The organism is Pedobacter sp. AK013 (assembly GCF_014205835.1).
Lineage (GTDB): Bacteria > Bacteroidota > Bacteroidia > Sphingobacteriales > Sphingobacteriaceae > Pedobacter.
Window position 1 is genome coordinate 84,948 of sequence record NZ_JACHCQ010000005.1, and the last position, 16,555, is coordinate 101,502.

Consider the following 16,555-nt stretch of genomic DNA (forward strand, 5'->3'; position numbering starts at 1 on the left):
TTTAAGTTATGAAAAGATATATTTTAATTGTTTTAATTTTAGTAGGGTTAACATCCTGCAAAAAAGCAACCAGTTACCTCGATCAGCAAAATACCGGACAGGATGCAACTGTAGTATTTAGCGATAGTGTAAGAACATTAGGTTTTTTAAATGGGATTTATCAGGGACGTGGTTTTTCATTTAACAAAGGCCGTTGGGATAGTCATGGAAACCTTGAAGAGGCTACAGATGACGCCGAATACCGTTATAGCGGATCAGGTCAATATGCAGTAATTCTGTATTCGGGTAACGTAAACCCATTAAATGTGGTAAAAGGTACTACAACCGATTTTTATGTTCAGCCATATTTACAGATCCGGGCGGTAAATTTGTTTTTGTCGAAATTGCCAACAACACCATTGGCGCCTGTAACACAAAAGCGCGTTGCTGCTGAAGCTAGGTTTTTACGCGCCTGGTATTATCATTACTTAGTAAAGTCTTTTGGGGGCATTGCGCTTCTTGGCGATAAGTTGTTTGATAAGGATGATATCATTGATATTCCAAGAAATACTTACGAAGATTGTATAAACTACATTGTAAGTGAATGTGATGCTGCTGCAGCAAACCTTCCATTAGATCAGTTGGATCAGGATTACGGAAGAATTACCAAAGGGATGTGCCTTGCATTAAAATCGAGAGTATTGCTTAGTGCCGCAAGTCCGCTGTTTAATGGAGGCGGTATAGTTAAAACGGGTGCAATTGCCAGTATAATCGCCTACCCAACTTACGATGCTACCCGTTGGGCAAAAGCTGCACAAGCAGCTAAAGATGTAATTGATATGAATAAATACGACCTCGTACTAGATAATACTACTGCCCCTGGTTATGGCTTTTATAAAGCCTTTATTAGCAGGGCAAACAGCGAATTGATATTTACTTTTACACAGGCACCAAACAGAGATTTTGAAGGTCATTTTCTTCCTCCGTCGCGAAGTGGAGGCTATTATTCAACTCCAACCCAAAACCTGGTCGATCAGTTCGATATGCGTAATGGCAAGCAGATTACAGACCCAACTTCAGGGTATAATGCAGCTAATCCATATATTAATCGCGATCCAAGGTTTGGTTATACTGTAATCTACAATGGTTCATCATATGCGAATAATAGCGGGGCTCAGGCACCGGTTTTTACCTACGTAAATGCGCCTAGTGATGGTACAGGCATTGGAACAACCTCTGGTTACTACGGCCGCAAAATGTGCGATGTAAACGTATCATGGGGTGGAAGTGCAACTGCAGACAGGGGATATCCTTTAATGAGGTACGCAGAAATATTATTAAATTATGCTGAAGCACTTAACGAATTAGGGCAAGTGAATGATGCCCTTGCCTATATTTTCAAGATCAGGGAACGTGCTGGCATTTTGCCTGGTGCCGATACCAGGTTTGGTATAAAAGCAGGCATTAGTCAGGCTGAACTCAGAGACGTAATTATTAAAGAACGCCGTACCGAAATGGCTTTTGAAGATATGCGTTTTTACGATGAAAGAAGATGGAAAATTGCTGAAGTAACCGAAAATGCTTTCAATAAAGTAATGCTGATTACACCAAAAACTGGTACAACATCTACTTCTATCGATGGTACCTCGTATAATTATCAAATTACGAATTCCATTAGAAGACATAATTTTCGTCCGGCAAATTACCTATTACCAATTCCACAAAGTGAAATTTTAAAACTCCCATCGTTTTTGCAAAACCCGGGGTATTAAGCTATTTTGGTTAGCATGCTTAATCCTAAACCTCTCCAGGTGTTAAAAGATCTGGAGAGCGGATTAACTAGATCTTTTTAGCCTCAAATAGGCTGTTTTAGATCGCTTTTATTGCTATAAGATTACGCATATAACCTAAATTTATATCATTAAATTAGCTAACCCATAAATTACCCATGCAAAATAGAATCCTGTTTAGTTTTGTTTTATTGTTAGCTATTTTTATTCAATCCTGCGCATTAAAAAAAGAACAGAATTTTTCCAACAGCTACTCATCCGAAGGTTATAAGCTGGTTTGGAGTGATGAATTTAATAAAGATGGTACTCTTAATCCAGCCAATTGGGATTATGAGAAAGGTTTTGTCCGCAATGAAGAGCTACAATGGTACCAACCCGAAAATGCTTTCTGCAAAGATGGTAAATTGATTATCGAAGCACGAAAAGAAATAAAACCTAATCCGCTATATGTAGAAGGGAGTAAAGATTGGCGTAAAAAGCCTCAAAATATCGAATATACTTCGGCATGTATCATCACCAAAGGTTTACAGAGCTGGCAATATGGGCGATTTGAGATGAGAGGAAAGATTGACATCTCGGATGGACTCTGGCCCGCATTTTGGACATTGGGCGTAAATGGCAGCTGGCCTGCAAACGGCGAAATCGATATTATGGAATACTACCAGGAAAAGTTACTGGCCAATATTGCAAGTTTAGGTGCCAATAAAAAGGCAAAATGGTTTAGCAATAGCAAGCCCATTGCCGAACTGGGTGGAAAAAAATGGGCAGCAGAATTTCACGTTTGGCGCATGGATTGGGATAGTGAAACCATCAGTTTATCTGTAGATGGAATGCTCCTGAATAAAACCAACTTACGCGACCTTAAAAATGATGATGGATCAGATTTTCATCCTTTTAAACAAAAACATTACATCTTGTTCGATCTGGCAATGGGTGGGATGAACGGTGGTTCGTTAAATGACACCAAATTTCCTAATAGAATGGAAGTCGATTATGTTAGGGTATATCAGAAATAGATGCCTTCCCAATTGTCTCCCTGAGGAGTAATTTATTGTATAAAAATCGATATAAATGACATTTAATTATTGGTCTTTTGCGATATGTAATTCCCCTCTTTCAGAGGGGTGTCCGCAGGACGGGGTGTTTTATTAGTCCTAGCCGGACAGGCTTCTTTCTTTTTGGTGTCAAAAAGAAACAAAACCGAGGCATTGCCGAGCTCATTAATACAAATGAAAGCAATAGAAAACCATTAATAAAACACCGGCTGAAAATTTATTCATTTGTTTTTGTGGCTTTCAGCTGCATTCATGAGGGCTTTGCCGTTTTCTTTCGAAGCTACTAGGTTGGCTTGGGCAGTGCAGTCCGAAAAATTTGTTAGGCCGGGTTTAATTGAAACGGAGATACTGTGCTATGGCCTAGCGGGGCGGAAATGTAGGTGTCGAAGTAATGTGTTGATTATCAATTAGTTATCGAATAACGTCAATGGTAGCGTAGTCGAAGGGCTGAAACAAGTTCAGGATGATTGTGTGCTAAATAAAAAGAGCCATGGTTTAATTTCCATGGCTCTTTCTATTATATTTTTGAGCATTAATTCTGAACTTTGATTTCAGTTCTTCTGTTCAGTATTCTACCTTCTTCGCTAGCATTGCTGCTAATAGGTTCTTTCTCGCCATGGCCAACAACGGTGAAATTATTTCCGTTTAAGCCGGCGTTTATAAAGTACGATTTTACTGCGTTTGCACGATCAACAGAAAGTTGCATGTTGTGCTCTGGTGTACCTTCTGCAGATGAGTGGCCATTAAGAATAAATTTTGTGTTTGGTGATTTTTTCATTTCTGTCACGGCTTTATCCAGGATAGAGAATGATGATGTTTTAAGTACAAATGAATTAAACTCGAATTGAATATTATCTAAATTAAAATTGGGCTTTTCTGCTGGAGCAGGAGCTTCTTCTTTCTCTGGAGCTGGCGCCGGTTTTTTCTCTTCTATCGGTGGTGCTGCTTTTTCAACAGGTGCTGGAGCAGGTTTGGCTACCAGTTTTTTTGTTTTACAAGAGTACATCGTGAGGGTAAACAAGGCTAGGAGCGTAGTAAATAAAAGGTTTTTGGTAATGTTCATGTTTTAAGATTAATTTAAGTTTATTGTGTGTTTGTTGCCCAAACATACTAATAAATGATTTACAGTTATAACGATGTTTTTTTTAAGAACTTATGTTTATCCGCTTAATCCCCAAAATTTAATAAACATTTTCTGATGCGATTTTACTTTTAGCAATCATAATCAGTATTCTTTTCCTTAAGCCTGGCCATAGAAATTTAATCAGTTTACTGGTACAAACCGATTAAATAAATTGATCTGAAAAAAATAATTAGACCTTTAAGTTTGGCATTAAGTTTAAGAATGCCTGCGAATTAGCATTGTATTTTTTCTTATCTAATTTAAAATAGAATGCTCCCTTTTTAGAACCTGTTCTGTCTTTTTCCGCCAGTTTAATTAATAATCCCGTCGAGGTAATTTTACGACTGAAATTTCTGGTATCGATTTTAGTATCGTTTACCTCCTCAAAAAGAATATGCAACTGTGGAATTGTAAATTTTTTAGGCAGCATCTCGAACAAAATAGGATGGAGGGCAGCTTTATATCTTAGTTTTTTTCGTGCATCAGCAACCATTTGGTTATGGTCGAAAATAAGTTTTGGCCTATCGTTGATCAAAAACCATTCGGCCTCATAATCGTCGTTTAACTGTGCCTCGTATTTGTGTATGTCGATGAGGGCAAAATATCCAACAGAAAGTGTTCTTTCAATTGGGTCGCGGCGAGGTTCTCCATAAATCTGCATCTGCTCCAGGTAAACGCCCTCCAAACCTGTCATCTTTTTGAGCACCCTATTTGCCGCATCATCCGGACTTTCATCAGCGCCTACAAAACCTCCCATTAAACTCCATTTGTTTATCTCAGGTTCTAAACCCCGCTTAACCAATAGAATTTTAAGGTGTTCACCATCAAATCCAAACACTATGCAATCAACAGCAACAAGATAATGCGGTTGCTTGGAATATTCAATCATTTTTTATCAAAATTTTAAAGGGCTTAATATGTTCAAATTTTCACGAAAATAAAAATTATTATTAATTGTCGTTTTGACAATTAATAATAATTTTATAATTTGGCGCATTAGATAGGTTAAGCCATGTGGCTTCCTTTTTCTAACCAATTGAGAATATAAAATGAACCAAACATTCGAATTAGACAATAACCCACATACCAGGCTTAACATATTAACTGGCGAATGGGTTTTAGTATCACCACACCGCACTAAAAGACCATGGCAAGGTAAGGTTGAAGACATCACACCAGATAACCGCCCCGAATATGATCCTAAATGTTACTTATGCCCAGGAAATGGTAGGGCAGATGGCGATAGCAACCCTGAATATACCGAGAGCTTTGTTTTTAACAACGATTTTGCCGCTTTGTTGCAAGATACACCTGCTGGCGAAATGAATGAAGGCGATTTATTGGTCGCCAACAACCAGCGTGGACTTTGTAGAGTAATCAGCTTTAGTCCTAAACATAATCTAACGCTTCCCGAAATGAGTGTAGAGGCCATAACAGCTGTGGTTAACGTTTGGCAGAATGAATTTAATAGCCTGGCAGAGAACGACTGGATCAAATACATTCAGATTTTCGAAAATAAGGGCGAAATAATGGGCTGTAGCAACCCGCACCCGCATGGGCAAATCTGGTCGCAGGGCGATATCCCTTTAGAAATTGCCAAAGAAACCGAACGCCAGAAAACTTATTATGCCATTCATAGAAGAAGTTTACTTGCCGATTATTTAAAGCTGGAGCAAAAGAAAAATGAGCGGATTATATTTGAAAACGATCATTTTGCAGTGCTTGTGCCTTTTTGGGCAGTTTGGCCATACGAAACCATAATAATCAGCAAACGCCATGTAAATAGCATTAAATTGTTTACAGACGCGGAAAAGAAATCGCTGGCCGAAGCCATTAAAATCCTTACTACAAAATACGATAACCTGTTCGAAACCTCATTTCCATACTCTGCAGGTATGCATCAGTCGCCGGTAAACAATGGTTATTACCCTGAATGGCATTGGCACATGCATTTTTACCCACCGTTGTTGCGCTCGGCATCAGTTAAAAAATTTATGGTCGGTTATGAAATGTTAGCTAACCCTCAACGCGATATTACTCCTGAGTTTGCCGCTAAACGTTTAAAAGAAATGTCTACAACACACTATAAAATCAAGAAAACTGACGGCTAAAATATTACATAATGAATGCACAACATTTAAAAAATACATTTAAGAAACTTTTCAACGCCGAGCCTATTTTAGTGCGTTCGCCTGGAAGAATCAACATTATTGGCGAACACACAGATTACAATGGTGGTTTTGTAATGCCTGCTGCTATAGACAAAGCCATTTATGTAGCAATATCAAAAAGAGAAGATGATGAAATACATTTATTTTCGGAAAGTTATCAGCAGTTTGATATTTCATCGATCAAAAGCCTGAAAAAATCAGAAAACAGCTGGGCCAATTACATTTTGGGCGTTGCCGATCAGTTAAAAGAAAGAGGCCATCGGTTGGGCGGTTTTAATTTTTATATCGATGGCGATGTGCCCTTGGGTGCTGGTCTATCTTCATCTGCGGCTGTTGAATGTGCTACCGGATTTGCACTCGATCAACTTTTTTCACTTTCTGTTCAGAAAATGGACATTGCATTGATTGCACAAAAGGCAGAACAGACCTTTGCTGGTGTTAACTGTGGCATTATGGATCAGTTTGCCTCTGTATTTGGTAAAAAAGATCAGGCCATCATGCTCGATTGCAGATCAATGAAACACATTTACATCCCGTTAAAATTAGATGGATATAAACTTTTGCTTTTAAATACGAATGTAAAACATGCACTTGCCGATTCTGCCTACAATAAAAGGCGGGCACAGTGTGAGCAAGGTGTGGCTTGGGTAAAGGAGCATTATCCAAATGTAAACACACTTCGTGATGTAGACCTAACCATGTTAGAAACCCATGTTAAGCCAAAAGATCTGGAAGTTTATACCAAATGTAGTTTTGTAGTGAAAGAAATTGGGCGTTTACTTACAGCAGCGGAACAACTTGAAAACGGTAACCTGCAAGGTTTAGGAAATTTGATGTTCGAAACGCACGAAGGTTTAAGTAAAGATTATGAAGTTAGCTGTAAAGAATTGGATTTCTTGGTTGAAGCGGTTAAACCACTAGATTACGTACTGGGTGCCAGGATGATGGGCGGTGGCTTTGGTGGTTGTACGATCAATATCGTTAAAGAAGAAAAAATTACTGATTTAATTGAAGAGCTATCTTCGAAATATTTATTACAGTTCGGTCTCAAGCTTGGTTCCTATACTGTTCAAACTGATAATGGAACCAGTTTATTCAATTAAAATTTAAAGAATCTAAGGTATACTAACCAAATAAATCAATGAAAAACAATTTATTAGACACGAAGGATTACATTGTATTTGCAATTTACTTCGTTATTGTGGCCGCTTACGGGCTTTACATTTACAACAAGAAAAAATCAGAATCTACAGGCTCTAAAGATTATTTTCTAGCTGAAGGCTCTCTAACCTGGTGGGCCATCGGTGCATCTTTAATTGCATCAAACATTTCTGCCGAACAGTTTATCGGCATGAGTGGATCAGGCTTTAAAATGGGATTGGCCATTGCAACCTACGAATGGATGGGCGCACTTACATTGGTAGTGGTAGCCGTATTTTTTATTCCCGTTTATTTGAAAAACAAAATTGCTACAATGCCGCAATTTTTGCATCAGCGTTATAACGGAACAGTTGCTATGATTATGGCTGTTTTCTGGTTATTGTTATATGTTGTAGTTAACTTAACCTCAATCCTTTATTTAGGGGCTTTGGCGGTAAGCAGTATCTCTGGTTTTGATCTGAAGTTCTGTATGTATGCCATTGCAATTTTTGCCATTATCATTACCCTGGGCGGGATGAAAGTAATCGGCTATACTGACGTAATCCAGGTGTTTTTCTTGATTTTAGGTGGCTTAGCTACAACTTACCTGGCCTTAAACCTGGTTTCTACACATTATGGTACAGGCGGTATTTTTGAAGGTTATAGTCTAATGACTTCTAAGGCATCTGAGCACTTCCATATGATCTTAAAGCCCGATAACGAAAATTACATCGATTTACCTGGTTTAAGTGTATTGATTGGCGGCATGTGGATCGTAAATTTAAACTATTGGGGCTGTAACCAGTACATCACACAGCGTGCCCTGGGTGCCAATTTAGAAACTGCCCGTGGCGGTATTCTTTTTGCTGCTTTCTTAAAACTATTAATGCCTATTATTGTGGTGCTGCCAGGTATTGCAGCTTATGTGTTATATAAAGATGGGGCCTTTCAGGCAGAAATGCTGCAAGATGGATCAGTAAATCCAGATCGCGCATATCCGGTATTACTAAATTTACTACCGGCCGGATTAAAGGGACTTTCATTCGCGGCATTAACCGCTGCAGTAGTAGCTTCTTTGGCTGGTAAAGCAAATAGTATTGCTACGATTTTTACTTTAGATATTTATAAAAAGGTATTAAATGTTGAGGCATCTGAAAAAAATCTGGTAATGACTGGTAAAATTTCTATTTGTGTAGCCATGTTACTAGGTGTTGTAATTGCGCCATTTTTGGGTATCGATAAAAAAGGGGGCTTTCAATATATCCAAGAGTATACAGGTTTTGTTTCTCCAGGTATTTTTGCCATGTTTATTTTAGGTTTCTTTTGGAAAAGAACAACTTCAGGTGCAGCACTATTTGCGACGATTGGTGGTTTCGGTTTGTCGATTTTACTTAAATTCTTACCAATAATAACCGATCTTTCCTGGTTATCGGGCATGGGCTTTTCTGTTAAAAACGCAGATGGGGTGTACGAAATTCCATTTTTAGATCGGATGGGCTTTGTATTTGTATTCTGTATCCTAGGTATGGTGATCATCAGTTTAGCGAGCGACAAAGTTAAAGCAGAGGCCAAAGGTTTGGCTATAGACGCTAAAATGTTTAAAACTACTACCAGTTTCGCAGTAGGCGCTCTAATTATTATCGGCTTATTGGTTGCACTTTATAGTGTATACTGGTAAAGAATAAGTTATAAGTAATTAAAAGGGATAAAATCGCCAGATTTTATCCCTTTTAATTTAAATGCGATTGCTTTTAATTTAGAATCATAATGTCATTAATCCCTTAATGCTAAAACTTGCTCTTTATAAGATCCCGAAACAAGTTCAAGAATACGGTTCTCTCTCTTGTAATCGTCATGCTGAATTTATTTCAGCATCTTTCTTATCAATTATTAGAATTGATTGTTGTTTATAATTAAGTTAATAATCTGCTACTAATCCTCTTCTGTTGCCAGCTTTTTCACCAACCAAGGTAAAGTGAGCCCTTGTCCAATTAAGGTAAACAATACCACTACAACTGATATAAATATAATCGCATTTCGCTGTGGAAACGCAGTTCCATCAGATAAGGTGGCCGGTAACCCAATTGCAATGGCCAGCGAAACAATGCCTCTCATGCCCGACCAGCTAATAATCAAGCTGTTCTTGAAATCGAGCAATGCACCCGCTGTAATGCGGTGCTTCCCTTTCTGAAAGGCTTTTTGAAGATTGAATTTTTGCAGAAAAACACGTGCCATCCGTAGTAACAAAGCTACAATGGTAATCACCAGTGAATAACCGATATAAGGTAGAATATCGGCGCTGCTAATATTTTTGTATACATAAGGAAACTGTAAACCAATTAATATGAAAATTAGCCCATTCAATAAAAAGATAATAATATCCCAAATGTTTTTAGACTGATTTTTAAGCTGCTCCGGAAATACCTTGTTGCTAAACCTGGATATTCCCAGCCCTAAAATAACAACTGCAATAACTCCCGAAACATGTACTTGTTCTGCAATTAAATAGGTAACAAAAGGCATTAATAACATAAAGCTAATGGTTGCCAGGCGATTGTTATGAATCCGTTTAATCGCAAATGCTAAAATTTTCGACATCACCATGCCGATCAAGAATCCACCAGCCATTAAAAGGACAAATTCGAGAGATGCCTTCCAAAATAAGAAGGCCGTTCCAGTTACTGCGGCAACAGCAAAACGATAAGCTACCAGCGCAGAAGCATCGTTAACTAAACTTTCACCCTCTAAAATGGTGTTGGTTTTGTGCGATAACCCCAGCCCCTTAGTAATACTCATAGCCGCAACCGCATCAGTAGCGGAAAGAATTGCGCCTAACACAAAAGATACCGGCCAACTCATCCCAGGAATGATATAGTGGGCAACTATAGCAATACCAATAGCGGTGATAAAAACCAGCGTAATGGCTAGGGTTAATATGGTGTTAATATTGGTTTTAAATTCTTTAAATGAAATATTAAAGGCTGCATCATAAAGCAATGGTGGTAGGAATATCAAAAATATAATTTCAGGATTAATATCAACCGGTGGTAAAGAAGGTATAAAACCGACTGCAATTCCAGCTATGATCAAAAGGATAGGATAAGGGATTTTAATTCGGTCTGCAATAGCAGAAAGGCCAATCATCACAGCTAAAATAAATATTACAATGGCATAATTTTCCATATCTGTAAATGCGTTTTTAATAAATGTGGAAACACTTATTTGCAAAATATATGTTTAGAACCGAATTAAAAAGCTTCTGATCGAAATAAACTAGTAAACGAAATAAAAGGATAAATAATCCTCCTACAATAAAGAAGAAACTTTAATTAATGCTGAAATGAAATGTGGAAATATCGTTTAAGTGAAAACTAGCGTTGTAACCTAGGTCTTTTACTTTTAAAAGTTGGGTTCGTTTTTGGCTTTGCTGCTTGAACACCACTTTCCTCTTCCGATATTTTAACGGTAATCACATTACCTTTAAATGTTTCGCCATTTAAGGTTGATACGATGTTTTTGGCATCAGGAAGACTATAAATTTCCAGAAAAGCATAGCCTTTACATTTGCCAGTAGCCCTGTCGCGAACAATTTTAATTGTTTCTACCCTGCCATGCAGGCTAACCAATATTGCCAAATCCATCTCTTGGATATTGTCAGGAAGGCCACCTATGAAAATCTTAACCATTAATTCTTTAATTTGAGAGAACATTTGGATCAATAAATCTTAAATCCGGAGCTGTTCTTTTAGACCTGCAAAATAAGCAAAATGATATTGTTACCCAAACTAATTAGCTGAATTTTGCTTCATTTTTATCATAAATTTATGAAGAGCAGATATATATATTGATGTTGACCGTGAGAAAATGTACATTCGCTTTCTAATCATCCCAAAATAGTTAAAATATGAGCATCCACAGGTTAAGATCTATACTTCTCATCGCATTATTACTTTTCACGTCTCAGTTTATTCAGGCTAAAATTTTATTGCCCTCGGTTTTTGGCAATAACATGGTTTTACAGCAAAAAACCAATGCAGCAATCTGGGGTCAAGCAGATGCTGGTAAAGCAGTTAAAGTAACGGTTTCATGGAATAAAATTAATTATGGTGCTATTGCCGATGCCAATGGTAATTGGAAAATTAAAGTAGCAACACCAGGTTACGGAGGGCCATATACCATCACCATATCTGATGGAGAGTTATTGGTGCTTAATAATGTATTAATTGGCGATGTATGGATCTGTTCTGGGCAGTCGAACATGGAAATGCCGCTGGCAGGCTGGGGCAAAATCCTCAACTATGAAAAAGAAATTTCTGAAGCTAAATTTCCAAATATCCGTTTATTGCAGGTAGATCATGTGACCAGCAATTCCCCTATAAATGATGCCAAGGTAGCAAATGATGGCTGGCAGGAATGTAGCCCGAAATATATAGCTGGGTTTTCTTCTACCGCCTATTTCTTTGCCCGCGAAGTGTACGAAAAAACCAAAATTCCAATTGGTCTGATTCATACTTCATGGGGCGGAACAATTGCTGAAGCCTGGACCAGTGCCGAATCATTAAAAAAAATGGCAGATTTCTCTGCTGCAGTTGATAAGTTTCAGAAATCAGCTAAAAATCCATCAACAGTTTCTTACGAAGAACGTTTGCAGAACTGGGTTAAAATAACTGTGGACAAAGATTCAGGTAATTTGGATGGACAAATGAAATGGGCACTAACAGAAAGCGCCAATTGGAAAAATATGACATTACCAACCTTGTGGGAGGATGCAGCACTTAAAAATCTCGATGGTGTGGTTTGGTTTACAAAAAAGATTACGATTCCAGAAAACTGGAAAATAAACGGAGCAAAGCTTAATTTGGGCACTATTGATGATAACGACATTACTTTTATAAACGGTGTAAAAGTTGGCGAAACGGTAGGGTATAATATTGGAAGAACATATACTATACCTGCTAACTTGCTCAAAGTGGGTGAAAATGTGATCACTGTCAGGGTTTTTGATAGTGGGGGTGGAGGCGGCTTATATGGCGACGCTAAAGATTTAAATCTAACAAATGCCTCTGCCGAGAAAATTTCATTGGCTGGTGAATGGAAATATAAAATAGGCTTGGATTTTAAAAATATTGAGCCAAAGCCTTTTGAAGAAAATGGCCCCAACCGTGTAACAGTTTTATACAATGCCATGATCCATCCATACCAACAATTCTCTATTAAAGGGGCTATTTGGTACCAGGGAGAAGCTAATGCCGATAGAGCCTACCAATACCGCGAGTTGTTCCCGGCAATGATCAAAGATTGGCGTCAGAAATGGGCGCAGGGCGATTTCCCTTTCTATTTTGTTCAATTGGCTAATTTTATGCAGGTCGATAATGCGCCGGTAGAATCTGCCTGGGCAGAGCTTAGGGAGGCACAGCAAAAAACGCTTGCTTTGCCAAATACAGGTATGGCAACCATTATTGATATTGGCGATGCAAAAGATATCCACCCAAAAAATAAACAAGAAGTAGGTAGAAGATTGGCATTAATTGCCTTGGCTAAAACATATGGCCAAAAAATAAACTATTCTGGTCCCGTTTATCAATCAAATAAAATTGAAGGAAAACAGGTTTTTTTAACGTTTGGCAATAGCCAAAATGGATTAAAAGCTGCAGATGGTGCAGCGTTAACAGGTTTTGCCATTGCCGGAGCAGATAAGAAATTTTATTGGGCTAAAGCAAGTATTCGGGGAAATCAGATTATCGTAAGTAGCGATCAGGTGGCAAACCCTGTTGCCGTTCGTTATGCATGGGGAAATAATCCTGTTTGTAACCTGGTTAGTAACGATGGTTTGCCAGCTTCACCATTCAGAACAGATACCTGGAAGGGCCTTACCTTTGGAAAGAAATAATTGATGAAAAATTGTGCAATGTGTGTGCTTAAATCCGTGCAGTGCAGGCAATATTCAAAGTAACGTTATTTTTTGTGGCTTACTTTATATTTTTACTGGCTAACCGGAAATTATGCCAAATATCTTATCAGACCAGGAAACCATTCTCCTGATTGCCAACCTGGAAGAAAAATTATTAGATGGGTTTAAAAAAACAGATCTGAGCACACTCGATTTGCTGTTTGCCGATGGAATGCTTTTTCATGATCAATATGGGAATGTGTTGGATAAAGAAATGGACATGGATGCCTACCGGACTGGCATGATAAAAATAACCAAAATCAATGTGTCCAAGCGCGAAATACGTGTTTTTGAATCTATTGTTATCGTTTCTGCAAGTCTTTTTATTAAAGGGAAATACGCCGATATTTTGCTAAATGGTAAATATCGATGGTTAAGGGTTTGGGGCAAAGTGAAAGAAGATTGGAAGGTAATTTCTGCCAGTTGTACAAGCATTTCAGTTTAAAATTTTTGCCTAAAAATAAGAACGGGGAATAACCAATGGCTATCCCCCGATTCTAAATTAACGCTCTCTGGATCTAATATAGAACTATTCTCAGTTTCCATCAAAAACTGGTGGCCAAACAAAGGCTGATGCTTGCCCTGAGTCGCTAAAAAACGGAACATACCACAACTTTGGTGTAAACATGCTGCTATTCAAACTGTATACTTTTTTTACTGTTCAGTTTGTTATGCTCAAAGTTTTGGTTTTGAATGAGCGATTTACAGTGTTTTTTTTTTATTTAAATCTAGATTACTAAATCGTTTTAATATTCATTCATATTTATTATTTTTATAAAATATTATCTAACCAATTGTCCTTTTATGAAAAGAATACCTGCCTTAATCTATTTTCTGGTTTCCTGTCTATCCATGCATACTTTGTATGCCCAAAATTTAACTGAGTTTAATAAAACACCCTTAAAACAACATGTTTACGTGCAATTGCCAGTTGGCAGTATTAAAGCTAAAGGGTGGCTGCTAAAACAGTTGGAGCAACAAAGAGATGGTGCAACAGGAATGGCCGAAGAGTTGTATCCGGAAAAAGATAACCTAGGTAAAAATTCCGATTGGCTGGGAGGTGATGGAAACGGGTGGGAGCGGGTACCATATTATGTTAAAGGTTTAGTCGCATTGGCTTATACCTTGGATGATCCTATGTTAAAAGCTAAAGCGCAAAAGTATATCGATTGGACTTTAAACAATCAGCAAGTGAATGGATTGTTCGGTCCGCCAAAAATGAAAGATTGGTGGCCACGCATGCCCATGATGTATGCCCTGCAGAGTTATTATGAAGCTACAAATGATAAAAGAGTTATTCCGTTTCTCTTAAAATATTTTAAATACGAGCTCGATAATCTCGATGCTGATCCATTAAAAGATTGGGCTAAAGCAAGAGCAGGCGATAATATGGAAATTGCCATTTGGCTTTACAACAAAACAGGCGATCACGATTTATTAAAACTTGTAGAAAAGTTAAAACAACAGGCATACCCTTGGATTGATATTTATAGCAATAACGGATTTTATTTTTTTGGTGATGATTTTCAGCCAAAACATATGGTTAATGTAGCTCAAGCATTAAAATTCCCTGTAGTTTATGCGCAACTTGAAGATCATCCATCTAATTTAGACGCACTTTCTAAAGGCATAGCACATATTATGCATGACCATGGTCAGCCGCAAGGTTTAGGCTCTGGAACCGAGTTCCTGGCGGGCACAAGCAGTATAGAAGGTGTAGAAACCTGTACTGTGGTAGAATGGATGCAAAGTTTAGAAACTGCGGCAAAGGTTATTCATGACGCAAAAATTGGCGATCAATTAGAAAAAGTAGCTTTTAATGCTTTGCCTTCACAGTTTAGTCGAGATTTTAAAAACCATTCATATTATACATTACCCAATCAGGTTCAAAGTATTCATGGCGAGCAAGGCTTTAATCAAGATTATGCCACAGGTATCGTTTCCAGTCCATATTCAGGTTATGGCTGTTGTCGCTATAATATGCACATGGGCTGGCCTTATTTTGTAAAAAGTAGTGTAGTGGCTACTCCAGAGAAAGGTTTGGCGGTAATTACCTATGGGCCTATGGAAATAGAAACTGTGGTTGCCGAAAACAAAAAGATAAAAATTACCGAAGAAACCAATTATCCCTTCGAAGAACAGATCAGATTAAAAATAGAACTTGCTGCTGCTGCCTCCTTTCCGTTAATTTTAAGAATCCCGGCCTGGAGTATAAAGCCAAGCATTAAATTAAATGGAACTATATTAAAAGCAGTAAAAGCGGGAGAAATGTTTACCATAGCCCGCGAATGGAAAAATCAAGATCAATTGGAACTGAATTTTCCGATGGAAATTACCACCAATGCCCAGGTAAACAATTCTATAAGTGTAGAACGTGGACCTATTGTTTATGCACTAGAAATTAAGGCGGTAAATAAGGTAACCAAAACGCACCCTGTTGTTGGCTTTACCGATTACGAAATCCACCCAGAATCGGCATGGAATTATGGTTTAATGATCGATAAAAGTGGTTTAGAGAAGGCTAGCGTGCTAAAATCAAAAATGCCAGAAAACCCTTTTATTGCAGCAGATGCACCAGTTAAAGTAAAGGTTCAGGCAAAAAAGATTCCATCATGGGGCTTAGGTTATAATAAAGTGGCTGCTTTTGATGTGCCCTTTAGTCCAATTGCATCAGCAGAGAAACAGGAAGAAGTTATCTTAGTGCCGTATGGATCTGAAAATGTCCGCCTAAGCTGTTTTCCTGTAATCGGTGAGCCAAAAAAAATAAATAAAACTTTGGTTGAAAACTTTGATTTGGGAATGGCCCGCAATTGGGTTTTTTATGGTGGAGGTTGGTTTTGGAAAAACGGACAGGTTAACACGGCATCAAATTCAGGCTCTGGTGGTTATGGTATAAATGGATCTAAATATGTGGCTAATGGAACAGATTTTAAAGATTTTGTTTATCAGGCAGATGTTAAAATCAATACTGCAGGCGATGCTGGTCTAATGTTCAGGGTTTCTAATCCTGCTATTGGCCCCGATGCATACCAAGGTTATTATGTGGGCTTAGATCAATTAAACGGAGCTATAGTATTAGGGAAAGCTAGCGGACAAAAATGGAGCGTCATAAGTTCAAGAAAATATCCTGTTGAAATGAACAAAGAGTATACTCTAAAGATAGTGGCTAAGGGAGATAAATTTGACATTTTTATCAATGGATCAGCTCAACCTGCTCTTTCAGCAACAGATAATCAATATGCCTCTGGTAGCATAGGATTAAGAGCGTATAAAGCATTGGCAAGTTTCGATTCGGTAAAAATTAACGCCTTTTAACATCTGCTCAGCACGATTTTAAATTTTACGGC

The 16,555-nt window shown here is 38.0% G+C and carries 12 protein-coding genes; 8 read left to right on the top strand and 4 right to left on the bottom strand.

Annotated features, from left to right (window positions below):
• Positions 1 to 8: 8 nt before the first annotated feature.
• Both HDC90_RS05120 and HDC90_RS05125 read left to right on the top strand, forming a co-directional pair.
• Entirely contained in the window at positions 9 to 1,751 is a 1,743-nt protein-coding gene (locus HDC90_RS05120; RefSeq protein ID WP_184464505.1) for a RagB/SusD family nutrient uptake outer membrane protein, read from the top strand.
• 176 nt (positions 1,752 to 1,927) lie between these two features.
• The gene (locus HDC90_RS05125) at positions 1,928 to 2,785 is read left to right on the top strand and encodes a family 16 glycosylhydrolase (RefSeq protein WP_184464507.1); all 858 of its coding nucleotides are present in this window, start codon (positions 1,928 to 1,930) and stop codon (positions 2,783 to 2,785) included.
• A 571-nt stretch (positions 2,786 to 3,356) separates the two neighbouring features.
• Here HDC90_RS05125 and HDC90_RS05130 read toward each other — a convergent pair.
• Positions 3,357 to 3,887, bottom strand: a complete 531-nt coding sequence (locus HDC90_RS05130) for an OmpA family protein (protein WP_184464509.1) — start codon at positions 3,885 to 3,887, stop codon at positions 3,357 to 3,359.
• Positions 3,888 to 4,137: 250 nt separating this feature from the next.
• Positions 4,138 to 4,836, bottom strand: coding sequence for an NUDIX domain-containing protein (locus tag HDC90_RS05135; protein ID WP_184464511.1), 699 nt, complete (start codon positions 4,834 to 4,836; stop codon positions 4,138 to 4,140).
• A gap of 160 nt (positions 4,837 to 4,996) precedes the next feature.
• Here HDC90_RS05135 and HDC90_RS05140 point away from each other — a divergent pair, with 160 nt between their 5' ends.
• From HDC90_RS05140 to HDC90_RS05150, 3 genes are read left to right on the top strand one after another with little or no spacing between them, the layout of a single operon-like run.
• Positions 4,997 to 6,058 (top strand): UDP-glucose--hexose-1-phosphate uridylyltransferase, encoded by a 1,062-nt coding sequence (locus tag HDC90_RS05140; protein WP_184464513.1) that lies wholly within the window; start codon positions 4,997 to 4,999, stop codon positions 6,056 to 6,058.
• Positions 6,059 to 6,069: 11 nt separating this feature from the next.
• On the top strand, positions 6,070 to 7,221 hold the full coding sequence (locus HDC90_RS05145; RefSeq protein WP_184464516.1) for a galactokinase: 1,152 nt from the start codon (positions 6,070 to 6,072) through the stop codon (positions 7,219 to 7,221).
• Positions 7,222 to 7,259: 38 nt separating this feature from the next.
• Positions 7,260 to 8,936, top strand: coding sequence for a sodium/sugar symporter (locus HDC90_RS05150; protein WP_184464518.1), 1,677 nt, complete (start codon positions 7,260 to 7,262; stop codon positions 8,934 to 8,936).
• A 254-nt stretch (positions 8,937 to 9,190) separates the two neighbouring features.
• On the opposite strand, the gene HDC90_RS05155 is transcribed toward HDC90_RS05150, so the two are convergent.
• Both HDC90_RS05155 and HDC90_RS05160 read right to left on the bottom strand, forming a co-directional pair.
• Positions 9,191 to 10,441, bottom strand: coding sequence for a Na+/H+ antiporter (locus tag HDC90_RS05155; protein ID WP_184464520.1), 1,251 nt, complete (start codon positions 10,439 to 10,441; stop codon positions 9,191 to 9,193).
• Positions 10,442 to 10,629: 188 nt separating this feature from the next.
• Positions 10,630 to 10,944, bottom strand: a complete 315-nt coding sequence (locus HDC90_RS05160; protein WP_184464522.1) for an RNA-binding protein — start codon at positions 10,942 to 10,944, stop codon at positions 10,630 to 10,632.
• 218 nt (positions 10,945 to 11,162) lie between these two features.
• Here HDC90_RS05160 and HDC90_RS05165 point away from each other — a divergent pair, with 218 nt between their 5' ends.
• The 3 genes from HDC90_RS05165 (at position 11,163) to HDC90_RS05175 (ending at position 16,523) form a co-directional block, all read left to right on the top strand.
• Positions 11,163 to 13,148 carry a sialate O-acetylesterase gene (locus HDC90_RS05165; protein ID WP_184464524.1) on the top strand — a complete coding sequence of 662 codons (1,986 nt, stop codon included), beginning with the start codon at positions 11,163 to 11,165 and terminating at the stop codon, positions 13,146 to 13,148.
• A 112-nt stretch (positions 13,149 to 13,260) separates the two neighbouring features.
• On the top strand, positions 13,261 to 13,653 hold the full coding sequence (locus tag HDC90_RS05170; RefSeq protein ID WP_184464526.1) for a nuclear transport factor 2 family protein: 393 nt from the start codon (positions 13,261 to 13,263) through the stop codon (positions 13,651 to 13,653).
• A 359-nt stretch (positions 13,654 to 14,012) separates the two neighbouring features.
• Positions 14,013 to 16,523 (top strand): beta-L-arabinofuranosidase domain-containing protein, encoded by a 2,511-nt coding sequence (locus HDC90_RS05175; RefSeq protein WP_184464528.1) that lies wholly within the window; start codon positions 14,013 to 14,015, stop codon positions 16,521 to 16,523.
• Positions 16,524 to 16,555: the final 32 nt, after the last annotated feature.

Coding starts and splice junctions, on each gene's coding strand:
- HDC90_RS05120 (WP_184464505.1), top strand. CDS start 9: ATGAAAAGATATATTTTAATTGTTTTAATTTTAGTAGGGTTAACATCC.
- HDC90_RS05125 (WP_184464507.1), top strand. CDS start 1,928: ATGCAAAATAGAATCCTGTTTAGTTTTGTTTTATTGTTAGCTATTTTT.
- HDC90_RS05130 (WP_184464509.1), bottom strand. CDS start 3,887: ATGAACATTACCAAAAACCTTTTATTTACTACGCTCCTAGCCTTGTTT.
- HDC90_RS05135 (WP_184464511.1), bottom strand. CDS start 4,836: ATGATTGAATATTCCAAGCAACCGCATTATCTTGTTGCTGTTGATTGC.
- HDC90_RS05140 (WP_184464513.1), top strand. CDS start 4,997: ATGAACCAAACATTCGAATTAGACAATAACCCACATACCAGGCTTAAC.
- HDC90_RS05145 (WP_184464516.1), top strand. CDS start 6,070: ATGAATGCACAACATTTAAAAAATACATTTAAGAAACTTTTCAACGCC.
- HDC90_RS05150 (WP_184464518.1), top strand. CDS start 7,260: ATGAAAAACAATTTATTAGACACGAAGGATTACATTGTATTTGCAATT.
- HDC90_RS05155 (WP_184464520.1), bottom strand. CDS start 10,441: ATGGAAAATTATGCCATTGTAATATTTATTTTAGCTGTGATGATTGGC.
- HDC90_RS05160 (WP_184464522.1), bottom strand. CDS start 10,944: ATGGTTAAGATTTTCATAGGTGGCCTTCCTGACAATATCCAAGAGATG.
- HDC90_RS05165 (WP_184464524.1), top strand. CDS start 11,163: ATGAGCATCCACAGGTTAAGATCTATACTTCTCATCGCATTATTACTT.
- HDC90_RS05170 (WP_184464526.1), top strand. CDS start 13,261: ATGCCAAATATCTTATCAGACCAGGAAACCATTCTCCTGATTGCCAAC.
- HDC90_RS05175 (WP_184464528.1), top strand. CDS start 14,013: ATGAAAAGAATACCTGCCTTAATCTATTTTCTGGTTTCCTGTCTATCC.